This window comes from Guptibacillus hwajinpoensis (genome assembly GCF_005144865.1).
Lineage (GTDB): Bacteria > Bacillota > Bacilli > Bacillales > Guptibacillaceae > Guptibacillus > Guptibacillus hwajinpoensis_A.
Window position 1 is genome coordinate 53,850 of the sequence record NZ_SWFM01000003.1, and the last position, 17,617, is coordinate 71,466.

Below are 17,617 nucleotides of genomic sequence, written 5' to 3' on the forward strand. Positions count from 1 at the left end.
TCCTTAACTTTGTCTAATCGTTCTTGACCGCCAGTATTCTCCATTGCTGAAATAATAATAAGCAAATGTGTAGCGATTATCGGTATCAATAAAAGTTGCTTCCCAAACAAGAACCTGCTGATCCTCTTTATTCGTTTCGATTCCCGGTTTAATATCAATAATCTCCCTAGGAGAAAACTGTTCCGATATCCTGTTTTTAATTGCATCAGAAGTCACACCCTCATTGGTTTTCTTAGTTACGAGTGGTGCTTTCTTTTCAGGAACGAACACAAATACTTCTTCACCATTTTTATTTGGACCTTTTAATACGACATAAGCCTCGTTTGTACCATGGTAGTGTATCGCTTCATCAATTGTGGATATTAAAGATTCTGACTGCGCTCTTTGCGTAGCTTTTTCTTCAAGCTGGTTAGGATGATCAAGAACGGAGTGATAAAATGAAACCCCTTGCCAAATCAATAGTACGAAAATAACACCAGCAATAATTCCGATTACTTTCATCACGTTCATCCGATTATGTACGATAAATCGTAAAGATCATCTGTTCCTGGTCTTCTTCATCAAGTGCAAGACCGAACATTAGATCCTTTTCTTTTAACGTCCGATTTAATGAGTCTACAATTTTATAAATATCTAGTGACTTGCTGACTTTAACAGTCGACAATACTTCTATGTTACTTTCCATTTCTGCCAACTCCCTGTTTAGTATGTAATACACTCACTGAATAGGTAAGTTTCAATGAGATCCACTCACCCCTAAATTTACTACTTATAGTTGAAAAGGTAAGTGACAAACTATAAGTACCGCCAAAAGCGGTGCACTACTAATAGTGCCCCACTTCCAACATTGCCTGCGCACTGCGCAGGCTCTTATACTTTAGCCATGTTAATTAAACTTTCCTTATAGAAAACTCGCTTATAAACAAAAGGCATAACCCACCGTTTTCTAACACTATTTTTCAATAAGTTGCGGTATTTTGCAACATATAACCTTAAGAAAGTTTATCTTGTTTCTTTCGTTGGAAGCGTGATGACATCATATCGATCGTTCTGGAACCTTAGTGTGACACTTCCGATTCGATAAGGATAATAAACGTCTGTCCAGGTCTCACTTAAACGTTCAAGTACAGATTCGCTCACATCAATATTTTTATGGCGAAAAATAACAGCCATTTGAGGATCGATTGCACTGAGGAATTCTGCTGAAGTGCCATTACCAGCTCCAAAGTTAGCAACTTTCAGGACTTCTACCGTTCGTCCTGAAGATGCAATGGATTCTTCCAATTCCACATCTGTTTCACCCATCATTAATAAATGTTGGCTTCCTAAGGATAGCATATATGTGACTGCTCCTGCCTTAGATATGTTTATAATTTCTGCATTAACATCCTCCATAAGTTCAAGCTTTTGTTTATCTTGCACTTTCGTTTGGACCACTTGAGAAGGAATAGGTGAAACAAGAGACTTTTGAAGCTGCCCAGATATCAACAATTCATTGACATTAAAATACCGGAGTAATGTATTGAAATTACCTGTATAGACTTCATCTGCATTCGTTAAAAATACCTTACTAATATCTTTTACATTAAACATTTGTAGACGATCGATTAGCTCTTGCTCAGATGCAGAACTACCTGTATTAATTAACACAGCTCCACCTTCTGCTCGTTGTAGCAAAATCGCTTCACCAACAGATAAATCAAGAAAAGTAATGGCAATTTCATGATTTCCTAAATGCAAATCAACCGATTCAATAGAGGCTTCTGCATTGGCACTATTAAAAAACATAACAAGCAACAAAATACATAGCGCAACATATTTTTTCATCACACTACCTCCCTTAGGATTAGTGTGTGACGAATGAATGCTTTATAACCAAAGATCCAGCTCATTTACTAACTCTTCTACGCTTCCTTTAAGAAGGGGCACATCAGGTAGAGATTTTACAAAGGAACGTCCGTAACGTGTTGAAATGATTCGTCGATCGAAAACGAAAACAGCTCCTCGATCTCGTTGTGAGCGGACTAGCCTACCGAATCCTTGTTTAAATCGAATAATTGCCTCTGGAAGAGACAGCTCCATAAATGGATTTCCACCCGCTTCTTTTAATAGCTCAGATCTAGCCTGGAACACAGGATTATCTGGTGGAGAGAATGGTAAACGGACGATGATTAAACAACTTAAATCCTCACCGGGTATATCTACACCTTCCCAGAAGCTACTTGTTCCAAAAAGAATCGCATCTTCACTTTCTTTAAAATTCTTCGTAAGCCTCACTCGGCTTCCGCTATCAACTCCCTGACTAATTAGTGTCAATTCATCATGTTCAATTAATTCTTTCATTCGATGATGCGCTTTTCGTAGCATGTCATAAGAAGTAAACAGAACAAGCATCCGTCCACGGGTTACGCGCGCGATTTGTAGAATCGCATTCGTTATAGATTCGACGAATTGACTATCAGATACGTCTTTAATCATCGGAAGATCGGTCGGAATCATTAATCGCGCCTGTTCACTATAATCGAATGGAGACTCATAACGATGTATAAGTGGACCAAATTCTTCTAGACCAAGACGATTGATAATGTAATCAAAGGAATTTCTGACCGTTAGTGTAGCTGACGTAAGCAAAACACTCTTTTTCTTACCGAAATATTCGCTAGAAAGTACGTTGCCTACTTCAACCGGCCTGCTGAATAGAAACGCTGAATTCAAGGCGCCTTTAGGGTCAATTTCTACCCATTTAACATCGTTCTCATTTTCGTTAAGAAGTAAGTAATCTACTTTTGCGAGCTCCTCAAGAACGGAGGAATGAATGCCTTTAAAATCAGCGACAGCATTAAGCTGTTCTCGCGTTAATTCATCTTCTTTCAGATCAAGTTCTTTTTCTAATTTTTTCAACGCTTTATCAAGGTCTTTTAGATAAAAGACCAGCCTGTGTGCAGCTTCCTGTATCGCTTCCCACGCCGCTCCGCTCTCATTATCTAAGCGATAACTTAATCGACCAATCTCATTAGAACGATTCATATTTTTCAACACATACCGATGAAGCATTCGAAAAAGCTCATCTAAATCGCCAAGAATCGTTTTCACATACGCATCGATTTCTGCTTTATATTCCTGGATTTCTACTTCTACGTCTTTCAAAATACTATTCATTTTTCCGTAGATGCCATCTCCATCTTTCAATCCCATTCGAACAAACCCCTGGAGAATTGAAAAATAATCTGTTTTCACACCAAAGAATTCAGTGGCAATATCCTCTAAATGATGTGCTTCATCAATGACGGCCTGTTGATAAGCAGGTAAGAGTTGATGTTCATTAATTAAATCGCTAAATAAGAGTGCATGGTTAGTAATAATGAGATCTGCATTCAATGCAAACCGTTTTCTTCTATGATAGAAATCTCTTGAGAACCATGGTGAGCGATGATTAGCAGAGACAGCTGCATCACTTTTCACCTGTTGCCAGAAAATTTTCCCTCCGCTCGACAGATTTAATTCTTCTACATCACCATAATCTGTTTCGAGTAGCCAAACGAGAATCTGTGCTTTCGTCAATATTGTATCGTAATTATCTTCTTCGACTCGGTAAAGTTGTTGCTCGAACCTTGTTAAGTCAAGGTAATTACTTCTCCCCTTAATAATTGTTGCTCCGAAGTCAAAAGGAAGAATGTCTCGGAGAAAAGGGATATCTCTCTGTAACAACTGCTCTTGCAATTGAATGGTATGCGTACTTACTACCACAGGTTTTCCTGTGTTCTTTGCATGGACAACTCCAGGTAGTAAATATCCAAGCGATTTCCCTATACCTGTTCCTGCCTCAATTAATGCATGCTGGTTTGTATCGAAAGCAAGGGCAACCTGCTTCATCATATCGGTTTGTCCTGCTCGTACTTCAAAACCTGGAATGATTTCCGCCATCTTCTTTTCGAACTCAGCTTGAGCAGATTGAAATGGAATCGCTTCTTTCATAGGCGTACTGTCAGCTAGCTCATCCTGACGTTTAATAGCAATTTCGCGAAATATCTCAAAGTTGCCTTCAGGTTCGATTGTTCTCTGTTTGTCATCGATTGTTTCATTCAGTACGACTTCGATATCGCTGTATAACCTTGGAGCCAGTTCTGTTAGCTGCTGTAAAGTAACGATTGGAATCGACTCTAACTTATCAAATAAGTATAAAAGCAGCTCAGCTGTTACTTCTGCATCACTATCTGCCTGGTGGGGATTATCATGTTGAAAGTTTAAAAATTCGGCAAGCCACGATAACTTATACGCTTCTGCTGTTGGTAGTAGAATTCTTGCTAACTCAACTGTATCAATCATAGGACCTGAAAATGGATCATATCCGCTTGCATCGAGTTGAGCGTTCATGAAATTAAGGTCAAACCGTACATTATGCGCAACAAAATAAGCTCCATCAAGACGTTTGAGAAGTTCTGGTGCAACTTCTTCAAATAATGGTGCTTCTTTAAGATCATCATCCGTTATCCCTGTAAGCTGTTGAATAAAAAGTGGTATAGGCTGTTCAGGGTTCACAAATGAGGAGTAGCGGTCTACAATCGTCCCTCCCTCGACGATAGCCAAGCCAATTTGGATAATACGATCTCCATTTTTAGGAGAATTCCCAGTTGTTTCAAAGTCTATTATTGTATATCGATTCATTCATTTTCACCTCAGTTACTTCAACCCATCACTGTTCACTTTTATAACTTTATCATTTTTTATCAAGAACGGAAAATAATTTCTAATGCCACTATACTTTTCTTATTAAAAAAATGCTCTGGACAGGGTCCAGAGCATTTGCACTATAAGATTGTTCCAGCAGGTTCAGCACCAATCATATCGATGATGTGATTGTGTTCATTCATAATTGCGACACGTGGAGTAAAGTGTCTAGCTTCTTCCTCACTCATCATACCATATGCCACAATAATAATAACATCCCCCTGTTGAACAAGGCGTGCAGCTGCTCCATTTAAACACACTACACCTGATCCTCGCTCACCTGGAATAATATACGTTTCAAGTCTTGCCCCATTATTATTATTAACAATTTGAACTTTCTCATTCGGTAACATGCCAACCGCTTCAATGATCTCTTCGTCGATTGTAATGCTTCCTACATAATTTAAATTGGCTTCAGTAACTCGTGCTCTATGAATTTTACCCTTCATCATTGTAACAAACATGGTTACACTCCTATCGCTATTTCACTAAAAGCAATTGTATTATCAATAAGTCTTGCTGCAGAGAATTGAACTGCAACGGCAACGATTACATTGTCTTCTATCTTAGTTACTGGTTGTAAGTCAGGATAGGAGAGCACTTCAATATAGTCAATCACTCCGGATGTTTGTTCTAAATACCCTTTTATCATAGCTTTTATCTTTATTGATTGTTTCTCTCCATCAGCAATTGCTCTCATCGCTGCATTTAAACCGTTTGAGAGTTGGATGGCTTCTTTCCGTTCTGACGGAGTAAGATAAACATTACGCGAACTCTTTGCAAGCCCATCATGTTCCCTTACAATCGGACAAGGCACAACTTCAACTGGTACGTTAAAATCGTCAATAAGTCCCTTAATGACAGCTACCTGCTGGGCATCTTTCATACCGAAATAAGCTCTGTCTGGAAGTACAATCTGAAGTAATTTTAGAACAACCGTTGCTACACCATCAAAATGTCCCGGCCTTGACTTTCCGCATAATGTATCGACTCGTTCCTTCACACTTAGCATTGTGGTGCGCTCTTTTGGATACATTTCATCTACATGAGGATAAAATAGTATGTCCACTCCAGCTTGAATTGCAAGCTCTTCATCACGCTTTAAATCTCTTGGATATCGATCAAAATCTTCATTCGGCCCGAACTGCAAAGGATTGACAAAGATGCTCATGATAACGCAATCATTTTGCTCATTTGCTTCATTTACAAGACTTATATGTCCTTCATGCAGAAATCCCATTGTAGGAACAAGACCAATTGTTTTTCCTTGCCTCATCATGTATTTTGATGTTTGCTGCATTTCTTTAATGGTTCGAATAATTCTCATGGTCGAGTCCCCCCGTACATTCCTGCTAGCTGTTCTTCTTTCATATTAAATGAATGTATTTGTTCAGGAAATTGTTGACCTTTGACATCGGCCACATAGGTTTGGATCGCTTCATTTATTGTTTCACCAATATTCACATATTGTTTAACAAACTTCGGAACGTGTTCTGAAGCATACCCAATAACATCATGATAGACAAGAACCTGTCCATCAGCAGATATACCTGCACCAATCCCAATTACTGGTATGGAAAGTTCTTTTGAAACAATTTCTGTTAGCTGTTGAGGCACGCATTCAAGTACTAGAGAAAAAGCTCCTGCCTGTTCAATTGCTTTCGCTTCTTTCACGAGGAGTTTTGCACTTTCGGATTCTCTTGCCTGTACTTTATATCCTCCAAGCACGCCAACCGATTGTGGTGTAAGTCCAAGATGGCCCATAACAGGTATTCCTGCAGCCGTCAGCTTCTGAATATGCATAATTACTTCTGCTCCACCTTCAAGCTTTACAGCATGTGCACCGGCTTCTTGAAGTAGTCTTCCTGCATGTGAGAGCGTTTCATTGAAACTGCTATGATAAGTTAAAAAAGGTAAATCTGTCACGATAAACGTTTTTGGAGCGCCCCGTTTCACTGCTTTCGTATGAAGAACCATATCATCCATTGTTACAGGGACTGTAGAATCATACCCTAGAGCAACCATCCCTACAGAATCGCCAACTAAGATAAGATCAATTCCCGCTGCTTCAGAAAGCTTCGCAGAAGGATAATCATAAGCAGTAAGCATTGCAATAGGCTGATTGCTCTCTTTCATTTTCTTGAAGTCAGTAGTAGTTTTCATGTCATTTTCCTCCTTAATCAGAGGAACATCGAACCGCACAAAAAACCTCCTAATATGGCATTACGGCTGACAGGGGTTACCTTATCAGTCTGTGAACACACAGACTCGCCGTAACGCTCCATAAGGAGGTTACATAACGGTTTCATCCCTCTGTCCCAGTCCATTTGGATCAAGGCAGACTATTTTATTCAAAAGAACTAATGGTGCGGTTCTAAACAGATACCGCCCTTTCACTTGTAGTATAGCAGATAATTCTCAAAAAGTGGGCAATAATTAGCAGATTTCGATATCCGCAGAATAGATATAGTGAAGCTTCCCACTCTCATCTTCAAGTAAGAGTACGCCTTCTTCAGTTATCCCTTTCGCTAGCCCTTCAATCACACCATTGAGCGTTCTTGCTTTAATTCTTCTCCCGAGGCTAACGGCATAACTCTCCCATAGAAGTTTAATCATACGAAAACCGTTAGTTAAGTATTCTTCATAAAGTGTTTCAAGTTCATTAAGTATTGCTGCAAGAAGGGCAGATCGATTCACATCATGACCACTTTCAATTTTAAGTGAAGTTGCAGTATGTAAGTCATCTGGAAAATCCTCTGCCCCAGCGTTAACATTTATGCCCATGCCAATAATGATTGACTTAATTTGGTCAGCTTCTGCCTGCAATTCAGTTAGAATACCAACTACTTTTTTGCCATTTATTAAAATGTCATTTGGCCATTTAATTTCTGCCTCAACACCTGTTTGCTTGCGAATGGCATGAACAACGCTTACCGCTGCAATAAGAGTGAATTGTGGCGCTTGTTGCGGTGGAAGTTTTGGACGGAGAATGAGACTTGTCCAGATCCCACTACCTGACGGAGAATGCCATGAACGGCCTAGCCTACCTTTCCCCGCAGTTTGTTCATCCGCTACTACAATTGTCCCATCAGCGGCGCCTCGATGAGCAAGGTCATGTGCAATGAACTGTGTGGATTCTACGGAAGGATACGTAAAAATCGCCTTACCTAGAAATTCGGTCGTTAATTTCAAGCCAATTTCTTCTTTACTAAGCATATCCGGCCTAGATACAATTCGATAACCTTTTTTTTGAACAGCTTCCACTTCATATCCGTTCTTTCGGAGTTCTGAAACATGCTTCCAAATTGCCGTTCTGGAAACATTTAATGTTTCACTTATCATTTGACCTGAAACATAGTTCTCTGCATGGTCTTCAAGCATTTGCAGCAGCTGCTGCCTTATTGAGTCCGCCACTGTTTAAGCCACCTTCTAATGCTGGATTTCTCATTCTTTATTTTACCTGTAATAACAGCAAGCTCGATTTCCCTGATCGCTTCACCAACCCACGGGCCAGGCTTCGATTGATCCCAACTGATTAAATCATTACCGGTCACTGCAAGCTTCTCGCGTGATGTGATAACAAGTTCTGAAGTAATTTGGTCAATTTTTGTAAAGTTTGGTTCACGCTGATCGTTGACAGCAAGCAGTCGTTCACAAGATTGAGCGTATGGAAAGGCATCATAAACTGTACGATTACTCCACCCCTCATGCTGGACTTCTCCTGAAATAGTTAGTAGACGCACTGCCTGTTTTATTATACTGTTAGGCAAGCGCCACTCTTTCAAAAATGTAACAGGATTATCTGCATGACTAGAAAGCCAGGCCCATCTTTCAATTTCCGTTTCAAGTATAGACAGATCTACCTCTTCATTAAATGTAGATGTCATTTCACTTAAACCTGGTAAGTAATGATGCACACGAGACAAAATGAGCTGTGTAAAAGCTGAGTTAACGGCTTTACCGGCCAATAGTTTGGAAACTTCTGATTGAAGGCGTTCAACTGCAACGTGTTTTAGGAGAATGGCATTTTCAGTAAGGGCTTCTTCCGTCTTCTTCTCCAAAGAGAATCCTAGAATACTTAGGAACCGAATGGCGCGAAGCATTCTTAAAGCATCTTCCCTGAAACGGTGTACCGGATTACCAACTGTTCGAATAAGTTTGAGCTCTAAGTCTTTCTCCCCACCATACAGATCAATTAACTCTCCCTCTTTAGAGAGTGCCATACTATTGATGGTAAAGTCTCTTCTTGCAAGATCCCCTTCAATTGATCCTAAATACGAAACGCCTGATGGGTGTCTAAAATTCATGTACTTTTGATCTGCTCGAAAAGTAGTCACTTCAAAATGCTCGTCGAAGTATATGACAGTAACCGTACCATGTTCTAATCCAGTCGGAACTACTTTATCAAATAGTTGAACAATTTCTTCAGGTTTTGCAGAAGTAGCTAGATCAAAATCCGCTACTGGTAAACCAAGTAACGTATTTCTTACAGCTCCCCCGACGATATACGCATCATAACCCGCTTTGGTAAGGACATTAAGCACTTCTAAACAAGATTCAAAAGCTTCCCCTTTTAAAGCAATCAAGTAAGTGCTCCTTGAAGCGTCTTGTAATACAAAGCTTCGTACTGTTCTAGAATTAGATTCGAAGCGAACTTCGTTTCAACAGCCTCCACAGCGCTTGAGCTCATTTGCTTATGAAGTTTATCATCAGAGAGCAATCGCATTGCATAAGAAGCAATCGATTCTATATTGCCAACTTCTGCAATAAACCCATTTACTCCATGTTCAATTACTTCTGGAATACCACCAATATTCGTTCCAACCGCAGGGACACCACACGCCATCGCTTCTAATGCAACAAGACCAAAGCTTTCTTTCTCTGAAAGCAATAGTTTCAAATCGCATATAGAAAGAATTTCAGCTACATTCTCCTGTTTACCAAGAAACTTCACTCGACCTTTTAGCCCAAGATCATCTACTAGACGACAAGCTATCTGTATTTCTGGACCATCACCAATTAGCAACAGCTTAGCAGGCATCTCTTTCTGAATTCTATTAAAGACTTTAATAACATCAGGGACCCGCTTAACAGCTCTAAAATTGGATATATGCACGATGACCTTTTCATCTTCACCAATGTCATATCCCTTTTTTAAATCTGCAGGTGCCTTTGGATAATAAATCCGCTCATCTACGAAGTTATAAACGGTGTCTATTTCCTTATCTGTCTCAAGCAAGCGATGTGTCTGCTCTACTAGATCATCAGATACTGCCGTCACTCGATCTGACTTCTCAATACCGAACCTGATTAACTCTGTTAATGATGGATCGTAACCAAGAACAGTAATATCGGTTCCATGCAGTGTTGTAACGATTTTAATGTCTCTACCTACCATTTCCTTTGCTAGAAAAGCACAAACGGCATGCGGGACTGCATAATGCACGTGAAGCAAATCAAGGTCTTCTCTTTGAATCACCTCTGCCATCTTACTAGCAAGTGTTAAGTCATATGGCGGATAGCGAAATACAGCGTATTGATTAACTTCAACTTCATGAAAATAAATATTGGGGTGAAACGTATCCAACCGGAAAGGAACGCTACTCGTAATAAAGTGAACTTCGTGTCCCTTTTCTGCAAGCATCTTGCCTAATTCAGTTGCAATAACTCCCGAACCCCCAACAGTTGGATAGCAGGTTATACCGATTTTAAGTGTCATTTACTTTCTCCTAACGGGAGTTCTTCCATACATATTAGATTTTTAGCAATAAATCCTTCTGCATATTCTACTCCAGATTCTTTTCCATATAAGTATTCACGATAAATAACCTTATCAACGTAACCATTCGTTAACGGGGTAGAGACACTCCCTGTATTTAAGGTGAACTGACTTTCATATGCTTCAAGCGCCTGTCTTTTCGCTTCAATTTGGTTCGTAATATTAATCGTGAAATCAGGTTTATGGAAACCGTTAATAAAGTAATAATAAACTTGACTTACCTTATGAGCAGATCCTAATTCTGGACGATATTTGCGAATTCCTGCAGAGAAAACAGCTTCCTCAACAAGAGTTGCAGCATGACCGTGGTCTGGATGCCTGTCTTCATAATATGGTACAAAAACGGCGGCTGGCTTTGAATCTCGAATCAATTTCACTAATTTCTTAATCTTATTATCTGAAGTAGATAGACCACGATCTGGAAACCCAAGATTATAGCGCATCTTTACTGACAGAATATCTGATGCTGTTTTGGCTTCATGATGTCTAATGAAAACCGTTCCATTCGAAGACAGCTCAGCTTCTGTTAAATCACAGATTCCGGTACGTTTTCCTTCTTCAGAAAGTTTCTTTAATGTACCAGCCATCCCAATTTCAACATCATCAGCATGAGCGCCGAATGCAAGTATATCAAGTGTTGTTATTTCTTCCATGTACAATGTCTCTCCAATCCAGTTCTCCTCTTCCAAGAGCATGAACAAGTAATTCTGCACTGCCCATATTTGTTGCCAGTGGAATATCGTATACATCACACAATCGAATGAGCGCTGTAATATCTGGCTCATGCGGCTGTGCTGTAAGGGGATCTCGAAAGAAAATCACTGCGTCCATATCGTTCTCTGCAATCATCGCTCCAATTTGTTGATCTCCACCAAGTGGTCCTGATTGAAAACGGTGTACTTGTAATCCCGTCTCATCAATGATGCGTTTCCCGGTTGTTCCTGTAGCAAAAAGCTCGTGAGGGTCGAGAATCAACTTATAAGCAAGAGCAAAACGCACTAAATCGTCCTTTTTCTTATCGTGTGCGATTAAAGCGATTTTCATTTGATCATCCCCTACTCCATAATATTTTCAAGTCCATAAACTAGCTGATCAATCTTCAAAACAGTTTCAACAGCCAGCTGAACACCAGGCATAAACGACCCTCTATGCATCGAATCGTGACGAATCTTCAATGTTTGTCCTTCTCCACCAAACAAAACTTCTTGGTGTGCAACTAGACCAGGTAAGCGAACGCTATGAATTCTCATACCTTCATAGTCTGCTCCTCTTGCTCCATCCATATCTTCACGCTCTTCTTCATGACCCTGCACCTTTGCTTCTCGTACTTCAGAAATCATTTTTGCTGTTTTCACTGCTGTACCTGAAGGAGCATCAAGCTTACGGTCGTGGTGTTGCTCAATAATTTCAACATCTGGGAAATACTTCGCTGCCATTGCAGCAAACTTCATCATTAAAACAGCACCTATTGCAAAATTCGGGGCAATAATTGCTCCTATTCCCTTTTGCTCAGCTGTTTCTGATAGCTCCTGAACATCTTCATTTGAGAATCCAGTTGTTCCAACCACGGGACGTACACCATGGGCAAAAGCTATTTCCATGTGTTTCTTACCATATTCAGGGGTTGTTAAATCAATAAGTACATCACATTCTACTTCTGAAAGACAACGATCTAGGTCTGTATAAACCGGGGCGTCGATCGAAGGAAGCCCATCAATATCTTTAACAGTTTGTCCTGAAAGCTTACTATCTACGACAGCTGTTAAGCTAAAATGTTCTGTCCGATCGACGAGCTTTACAGCTTCTCTCCCCATATTTCCTCTAGGTCCAGCGATGACAATCTTCACTTCATTCATCGTTTTTCACTCTCCTCTTCAATCTTTGTCCAACGGTCTTTATCTCTCGTATTAAACTTTGTCATTACCTGGTTAAATGCATCATCTAAGTCAATATCCATAGAATTCGCAAAACATGTTAAAACAAACAAAAGATCGCCCATCTCTTCCTCAATTGTTCGCTCTTCTTCAGAAGTTTTCTTTGGTTTCTCACCATGATAATGATTCACTTCACGGGCAAGCTCTCCAAGTTCTTCTGTCATTCTAGCAAGCATGGCGAGCGGGCTAAAATATCCTTCTTTAAACTGCCTTATGTATTGGTCTACCTCATTCTGCATCTCTTTAATAGTCTTATTAGACATAGGCTAGTCCACCTTTCGTATCTGTTATTATGTTAGCTAAAAGAAGTTCGTTTGACAAATATTTAACCGGTGTATCTATGAATTAACCTAATGAGAGTATAACAGAATGAAATTGCTGTCTGCTCGGTATTTGATTATAATGATATCTGTTGGTTGTCATTCAAGGAAAGGAGTACGACATATGGAAGGAATTCGTAGTAAAAACACCATCTTCATTCTACTTGGCTCTGCAATATTCGCTTTTGGACTTGTTCATTTTAATATGGAGAATAATTTAGCTGAAGGTGGATTTACAGGTATAACACTGTTATTATATTTTCTATTTGATATCGATCCTGCCATTTCAAATTTAGCTCTTAACATCCCACTTTTTCTCATAGGGTGGCGGTTACTTGGAAGAAAATCATTTATCTATACCATTATTGGAACTGTTTCATTATCGGTCTTTTTATGGATTTTCCAGCACTACTCAGCACTTTCAATCCCATTACAAGATGATTTAACACTTGCTGCACTTTTTGCAGGAGTTTTTGTAGGAGTTGGGCTAGGAATTATTTTTCGTTACGGAGGCACTACAGGGGGTGTCGACATAATCGCGAGACTTGGCTCTAAATATATTGGATGGAGTATGGGACGGACAATGTTTGCTTTTGATTTTTGTGTTATTGCACTTTCCCTAGTTTATTTAAATTACAAAGAAGCAATGTATACACTTCTTGCTGTATTCGTAGCTGCACGAGTCATCGACTTCATTCAGCAAGGTGCTTATGCAGCAAAAGCAGCGATGATAATTTCCGAAAACAACAAAGAGATTGCCGAGACGATCATGAGCCAGATGGACCGAGGGGCGACCGTATTAAACGGTAAGGGTAGCTTTTCTGGTTTACAAAAGGAAGTTCTATACTGTGTCGTTGCTCGCAATGAAATTGTTCGACTTAAGAACATTATCCGTGAAGTTGACCCACACGCATTCGTTGCTGTAAACGATGTTCATGATGTGCTTGGTGAAGGGTTTACACTTGATGAGAATAAAAATCCTATTGAACAATAAGAGAACACAAAAAAAATCTCGCCCAGTAGGCGAGATTTACTCATTAATCTTCATTCATTCCTATAAAGATAAACACAAAGCGTGCTAATTCAAGAAGAGCAACTACTGCTGCTGCAACATAAGTTAAAGCCGCCGCGTTTAGTACCTTTTTCGTTTCTTTTTCTTCGTCATTTCGAATTACTCCTGTTGATACAATCTGTTCCATCGCTCGGTTTGATGCATTAAACTCAACAGGCAATGTTACCATCTGAAATAGAACTGCTGCGCTCATAAATATAATACCAAGTAATATGAAGTTAGCAGACGACATCAGAATACCAGCTAAAATAATGAAATAACTAAAGTTTGAACCAAGATTCGCAACCGGAACAAGTGCATGTCGGAAGCGAAGCGGTGCGTAATTTTCTTCATCCTGAATGGCATGACCCACTTCATGTGCTGCAATTGCTGCGCCAGCTACAGAGTGACCATGGAAATTTCCAGATGATAATCTTACTTTCTTCGATCGGGGATCATAATGATCGGAAAGATGTCCTCGAACTTCTTCTACGCTTACAGAATATAACCCATTCTCATCAAGAATTTTACGTGCTACTTGTGCACCCGTCATACCAGATGAATTAGGAACTTTAGAATATTTTTTATACGCTCTTTTCACTCTACTCTGTGCCCATAGTGGAATGATTAAAAGTAATGCAAAATAAATTAGAAAACTAGCCATTTCCATTCCTCCATCACATGTGTAATAACTTTATGACTATGTTATTAACGTCAATTTTAGTCAAATTTTTATAAAAAGTCAATTATACAGTTTCAGGTTCACAAGATCTTCAAATTTCATCAACCTGTTTCCTTTTTCTCATTTCCTTTTCCCCACGGTATTTACGATAGACCACATATAATAAAGTTAATGTTATTATTCCACCTATTGACACGATCATCCATAGAATTGATGCTTCATCTTCCTTGTCACTTTTATCGAAGGCTTTCTTAAAATCATCATGCATTGTCTGAAGCTGCCCGACAAGTTGCTTATCTTTAACAGAAGCGTATCGTTCTATGAAAGCAATGTGAGAGTCTAATCGCTGTTGAGTTTCAACTGTCAAATCAATCGCCATAGCAGGTTTGATAATGCTATACGTTCCAAGAAATCGTTTTTTACTCGCTTCATACACATCTGCATCACCGTGCTCAATGGCTGTAGTCATTTCATCAATTAACTGGAGAAGTTTATCATCCATTTGACGCCACATTGGTTGATCTGTTGAAACTAAAGCATCAACTGCAAGTCGAAATTCTGTTAATGCTTGAATTCTTTGTTCAGATGCTTTGTCCACTGCTGTTATCGATTGCATCGCTCGATCATGAGCGTTTAGAACAACTCTTAACTCGGTGGTTGTTAATTCATCTCCAGCTTCACCCGGGAATGCCTGTGCGAATTCTTCAAGCATTAATTTCGCTCGATCAAACTCTTCCTGTTTTCCAAATTCAAGTACATTTGCAGCTATATCATTCCAGACTTGTTTAGTGTCAGTTTCAGAAGCATGTACATTAACGTGGGGCATCAAAATTATAATTACCAAAAGGAGCCATCGTCTACCCATCCCTTGTCCCTCCTTCATTCTACTTCAATGTATGAAGATAGGGACAAGAGTAGACCAATTCTCTTTAACGAAGAGGTAGCTTGAAATGCCCTTTACGAACGGATAGCAAATAAACAAGTGCAAGTGAAGCAACCGTTAGCCAGAACGTGAAATACCCAATTGCTGATGTATACTCACTAAGAATGGAATAACGAGGCAGTTGACCAAATACGTAATCAATTACATCATTATGGAACGTCCATATTGCTACGGCTATAAGGTGCCAAGGTTTAATTTTGTAAAATGGCGCAAATAGTAAACCCTCAATCGCCATACCAAGGTGAGAAAAGATTAGCATCAGTGCGATTGGAGACAATTGTCCAGTAACGACCATTACCATCATATTCATAACAACTGCCCAGATCCCATATTTAAATAACGTCACTGCAGCCAAAGCTTCCATTAGTGGCCAGTTCTTCCCAAATAAGAATGCTATTAGAACGAAGCAAAAGAAAAGACTCGCTGTTGGACTATCAGGCACAAATAGAAGAAAAATGGGTTTTGTATCTTCTAGCTGCCAGCCATACCAATAATAGCCGTAAATTGTTCCAGGCACATTAATGAAAAGCAACAACCATAGAAAGGGTTTTGATTTCAATAAATAAAAAAATTGGAAAATCATCGGTATCTCCTTTTTATTTTCTTTATCAAGTCAAATTATGTAGAAGTGAAAAAAAAAGCTGACTAAGGAGTCAGCTTTTTAAACGAATTATTGATTTGCTTTTGCAGTTTCTGCAATGAATTCCGCTAACTTTTCAAGCTCTTCATCAGAACCTTTGAAAGCGTTAGCTGGCATTCCACCAATTCCGTTAACAGCAATGTCCATGATAGACTCTTTCGTTTGCTTTGTTTCCAGAAGAGATGGACCAGATCCACCTTGAAGGCTGTCACCGTGACATCCAATACAAGATTGTCCGGAATAAATTGCGTAACCTTCTGATTCTTTGTCTACTTCTGCTTCAACGATTTCCCCTTGCTTCGCTGCTTTTTCCCAGTCATGAGTTACAACAGATTCCCATGTAAGATAAACTGTTGAAATTAATCCTAGTAGCATAAGAGCTGTGGCAACTGGTCGCTTAGCAGGTCTTCTTTCTGGTCCAGGATCAAGCCATGGAGCAAGAAGAAGTGCGCCAAAAGCAATTCCTGGCATAATCACCGTTCCAACTAGCGTATAGTCACCGGCCGCAAATTTGTATTTCAAGAGCTGGTATAGAAATAGGAAGTACCAGTCAGGAAGCGGTGTATAAGTTGCATCCGTGGGATCGGCTACACGCTCAAGTGGAGATGGATGTGCAATTGTTAATGCTAGATAACCGATTAGGAATACAGCACCAACCATCCACTCTTTTAATAAGAAGTTCGGCCAAAACGCTTCTGTTTTGCCGGGGTACTCTGAATAATCTTTTGGAATGTTAGGCTTTCTCTGCGCAGGGATACGCGAGTCGCCTACAAACTTCATTCCTTTTCCGCGATGCATCTGTCCCCCTCCTTCGTATAAAAAATTGTGTCGTTAATTAGTAATAAGTTCTTAAACGAATTTTACAACGGGCCAGATATACCCTGTTTACGAATCATGATAAAGTGAGCAGCTAGCAATCCAAGAAGAGCTGCTGGCAAGAAGAACACGTGAATCGCAAAGAAACGTGCGAGTGTTTGTGCGCCGATGATTTCTCCTCCGGCAAGAAGGGTTTTCGCCCACTCTCCTATAATAGGAACTGTAACCGCAATTTCAAGACCAACTTTCGTTGCGAATAGCGCTTTCATATCCCATGGTAAGAGGTATCCAGTAAACCCAAGACCAAGCATTACGAAGAAAATTAAAACACCAACAACCCAGTTTAACTCACGAGGTTTTTTGTAAGAGCCGGTAAAGAATACGCGAAGGGTATGTAGAAACATCATAACGATAACGAGACTGGCTCCCCAATGGTGCATTCCTCTAACAATTTGTCCAAATGCTACTTCATTTTGAAGATAGTAAACAGACTCCCAGGCATTTACAATGTCAGGTACATAATACATTGTAAGGAACATCCCGGATAAGATTTGGATAACGGTAATAAAGAACGTTAGTCCTCCAAAACAATAAACAAACGCTGAAAAGTGATGAGCAGGGTTAACGTGCTCAGGCACTTCGTGATCTGCAATATCGCGCCACATTGGCGTAATATCTAAGCGTTCATCTACCCAATCATAGATTTTATTTAACATAGATTACG

20 protein-coding genes are annotated in these 17,617 nt (G+C 39.7%); 1 reads left to right on the top strand and 19 read right to left on the bottom strand.

The genetic code is table 11. From position 1 onward, the window contains the following. Positions 1 to 3 precede the first annotated feature (3 nt). The 14 genes from FBF83_RS11090 to FBF83_RS11155 all read right to left on the bottom strand — a co-directional run bounded on the left by FBF83_RS11090 (position 4) and on the right by FBF83_RS11155 (position 12,704). Positions 4 to 501 carry a DUF5590 domain-containing protein gene (locus FBF83_RS11090; protein WP_136947238.1) on the bottom strand — a complete coding sequence of 166 codons (498 nt, stop codon included), beginning with the start codon at positions 499 to 501 and terminating at the stop codon, positions 4 to 6. Positions 502 to 514: 13 nt separating this feature from the next. After that, positions 515 to 685, bottom strand: coding sequence for a YpmA family protein (locus tag FBF83_RS11095; RefSeq protein ID WP_136947239.1), 171 nt, complete (start codon positions 683 to 685; stop codon positions 515 to 517). Between the two features lie 317 nt (positions 686 to 1,002). Next, complete coding sequence (locus FBF83_RS11100) at positions 1,003 to 1,827, bottom strand: ComEC/Rec2 family competence protein (RefSeq protein WP_136947240.1); 825 nt, start codon at positions 1,825 to 1,827, stop codon at positions 1,003 to 1,005. Positions 1,828 to 1,869: 42 nt separating this feature from the next. Then, a complete protein-coding gene (gene dinG / locus FBF83_RS11105) occupies positions 1,870 to 4,665 on the bottom strand; it encodes an ATP-dependent DNA helicase DinG (RefSeq protein WP_136947241.1) in 2,796 nt (931 codons plus the stop codon). A 143-nt stretch (positions 4,666 to 4,808) separates the two neighbouring features. After that, positions 4,809 to 5,192, bottom strand: coding sequence for an aspartate 1-decarboxylase (gene panD / locus FBF83_RS11110; protein ID WP_136947242.1), 384 nt, complete (start codon positions 5,190 to 5,192; stop codon positions 4,809 to 4,811). Between the two features lie 2 nt (positions 5,193 to 5,194). Then, positions 5,195 to 6,055: a pantoate--beta-alanine ligase gene (gene panC / locus FBF83_RS11115; RefSeq protein WP_136947243.1), complete on the bottom strand. Its 861-nt coding sequence runs from the start codon at positions 6,053 to 6,055 to the stop codon at positions 5,195 to 5,197. Continuing rightward, complete coding sequence (gene panB, locus FBF83_RS11120; protein WP_136947244.1) at positions 6,052 to 6,891, bottom strand: 3-methyl-2-oxobutanoate hydroxymethyltransferase; 840 nt, start codon at positions 6,889 to 6,891, stop codon at positions 6,052 to 6,054. Before panB ends, panC begins: the two co-directional genes overlap by 4 nt. Positions 6,892 to 7,164: 273 nt before the next feature. Next, entirely contained in the window at positions 7,165 to 8,142 is a 978-nt protein-coding gene (locus tag FBF83_RS11125; RefSeq protein ID WP_136947245.1) for a biotin--[acetyl-CoA-carboxylase] ligase, read from the bottom strand. Beyond that, positions 8,127 to 9,314, bottom strand: coding sequence for a CCA tRNA nucleotidyltransferase (locus tag FBF83_RS11130; protein WP_136947246.1), 1,188 nt, complete (start codon positions 9,312 to 9,314; stop codon positions 8,127 to 8,129). Before FBF83_RS11130 ends, FBF83_RS11125 begins: the two co-directional genes overlap by 16 nt. Beyond that, positions 9,311 to 10,447 carry an N-acetyl-alpha-D-glucosaminyl L-malate synthase BshA gene (gene bshA / locus FBF83_RS11135; RefSeq protein ID WP_136947247.1) on the bottom strand — a complete coding sequence of 379 codons (1,137 nt, stop codon included), beginning with the start codon at positions 10,445 to 10,447 and terminating at the stop codon, positions 9,311 to 9,313. The genes FBF83_RS11130 and bshA overlap by 4 nt, the downstream gene beginning before the upstream one ends. After that, positions 10,444 to 11,151: a bacillithiol biosynthesis deacetylase BshB1 gene (gene bshB1 / locus FBF83_RS11140; RefSeq protein ID WP_136947785.1), complete on the bottom strand. Its 708-nt coding sequence runs from the start codon at positions 11,149 to 11,151 to the stop codon at positions 10,444 to 10,446. Before bshB1 ends, bshA begins: the two co-directional genes overlap by 4 nt. Then, entirely contained in the window at positions 11,138 to 11,551 is a 414-nt protein-coding gene (gene mgsA, locus FBF83_RS11145) for a methylglyoxal synthase (RefSeq protein WP_136947248.1), read from the bottom strand. The genes bshB1 and mgsA overlap by 14 nt, the downstream gene beginning before the upstream one ends. An 11-nt stretch (positions 11,552 to 11,562) precedes the next feature. Further along, positions 11,563 to 12,363: a 4-hydroxy-tetrahydrodipicolinate reductase gene (gene dapB, locus FBF83_RS11150; RefSeq protein ID WP_136947249.1), complete on the bottom strand. Its 801-nt coding sequence runs from the start codon at positions 12,361 to 12,363 to the stop codon at positions 11,563 to 11,565. Further along, positions 12,360 to 12,704: a nucleotide pyrophosphohydrolase gene (locus FBF83_RS11155; protein WP_136947250.1), complete on the bottom strand. Its 345-nt coding sequence runs from the start codon at positions 12,702 to 12,704 to the stop codon at positions 12,360 to 12,362. The genes dapB and FBF83_RS11155 overlap by 4 nt, the downstream gene beginning before the upstream one ends. Before the next feature lie 181 nt (positions 12,705 to 12,885). On the opposite strand from FBF83_RS11155, the gene FBF83_RS11160 reads away from it, so the two are divergent. After that, positions 12,886 to 13,755, top strand: a complete 870-nt coding sequence (locus tag FBF83_RS11160; protein ID WP_136947251.1) for a YitT family protein — start codon at positions 12,886 to 12,888, stop codon at positions 13,753 to 13,755. 43 nt (positions 13,756 to 13,798) lie between these two features. On the opposite strand, the gene FBF83_RS11165 is transcribed toward FBF83_RS11160, so the two are convergent. The 5 genes from FBF83_RS11165 to qcrB all read right to left on the bottom strand — a co-directional run bounded on the left by FBF83_RS11165 (position 13,799) and on the right by qcrB (position 17,609). Then, positions 13,799 to 14,476, bottom strand: a complete 678-nt coding sequence (locus FBF83_RS11165) for a zinc metallopeptidase (RefSeq protein WP_136947252.1) — start codon at positions 14,474 to 14,476, stop codon at positions 13,799 to 13,801. Between the two features lie 109 nt (positions 14,477 to 14,585). Next, complete coding sequence (locus FBF83_RS11170; RefSeq protein WP_169525398.1) at positions 14,586 to 15,359, bottom strand: sporulation protein YpjB; 774 nt, start codon at positions 15,357 to 15,359, stop codon at positions 14,586 to 14,588. A 64-nt stretch (positions 15,360 to 15,423) separates the two neighbouring features. Further along, a complete protein-coding gene (locus FBF83_RS11175; protein ID WP_136947254.1) occupies positions 15,424 to 16,020 on the bottom strand; it encodes a DUF1405 domain-containing protein in 597 nt (198 codons plus the stop codon). A gap of 87 nt (positions 16,021 to 16,107) precedes the next feature. Further along, on the bottom strand, positions 16,108 to 16,875 hold the full coding sequence (locus FBF83_RS11180; RefSeq protein WP_136947255.1) for a menaquinol-cytochrome c reductase cytochrome b/c subunit: 768 nt from the start codon (positions 16,873 to 16,875) through the stop codon (positions 16,108 to 16,110). Between the two features lie 62 nt (positions 16,876 to 16,937). Continuing rightward, the gene (gene qcrB / locus FBF83_RS11185; RefSeq protein WP_048309255.1) at positions 16,938 to 17,609 is read right to left on the bottom strand and encodes a menaquinol-cytochrome c reductase cytochrome b subunit; all 672 of its coding nucleotides are present in this window, start codon (positions 17,607 to 17,609) and stop codon (positions 16,938 to 16,940) included. Positions 17,610 to 17,617 lie beyond the last annotated feature (8 nt).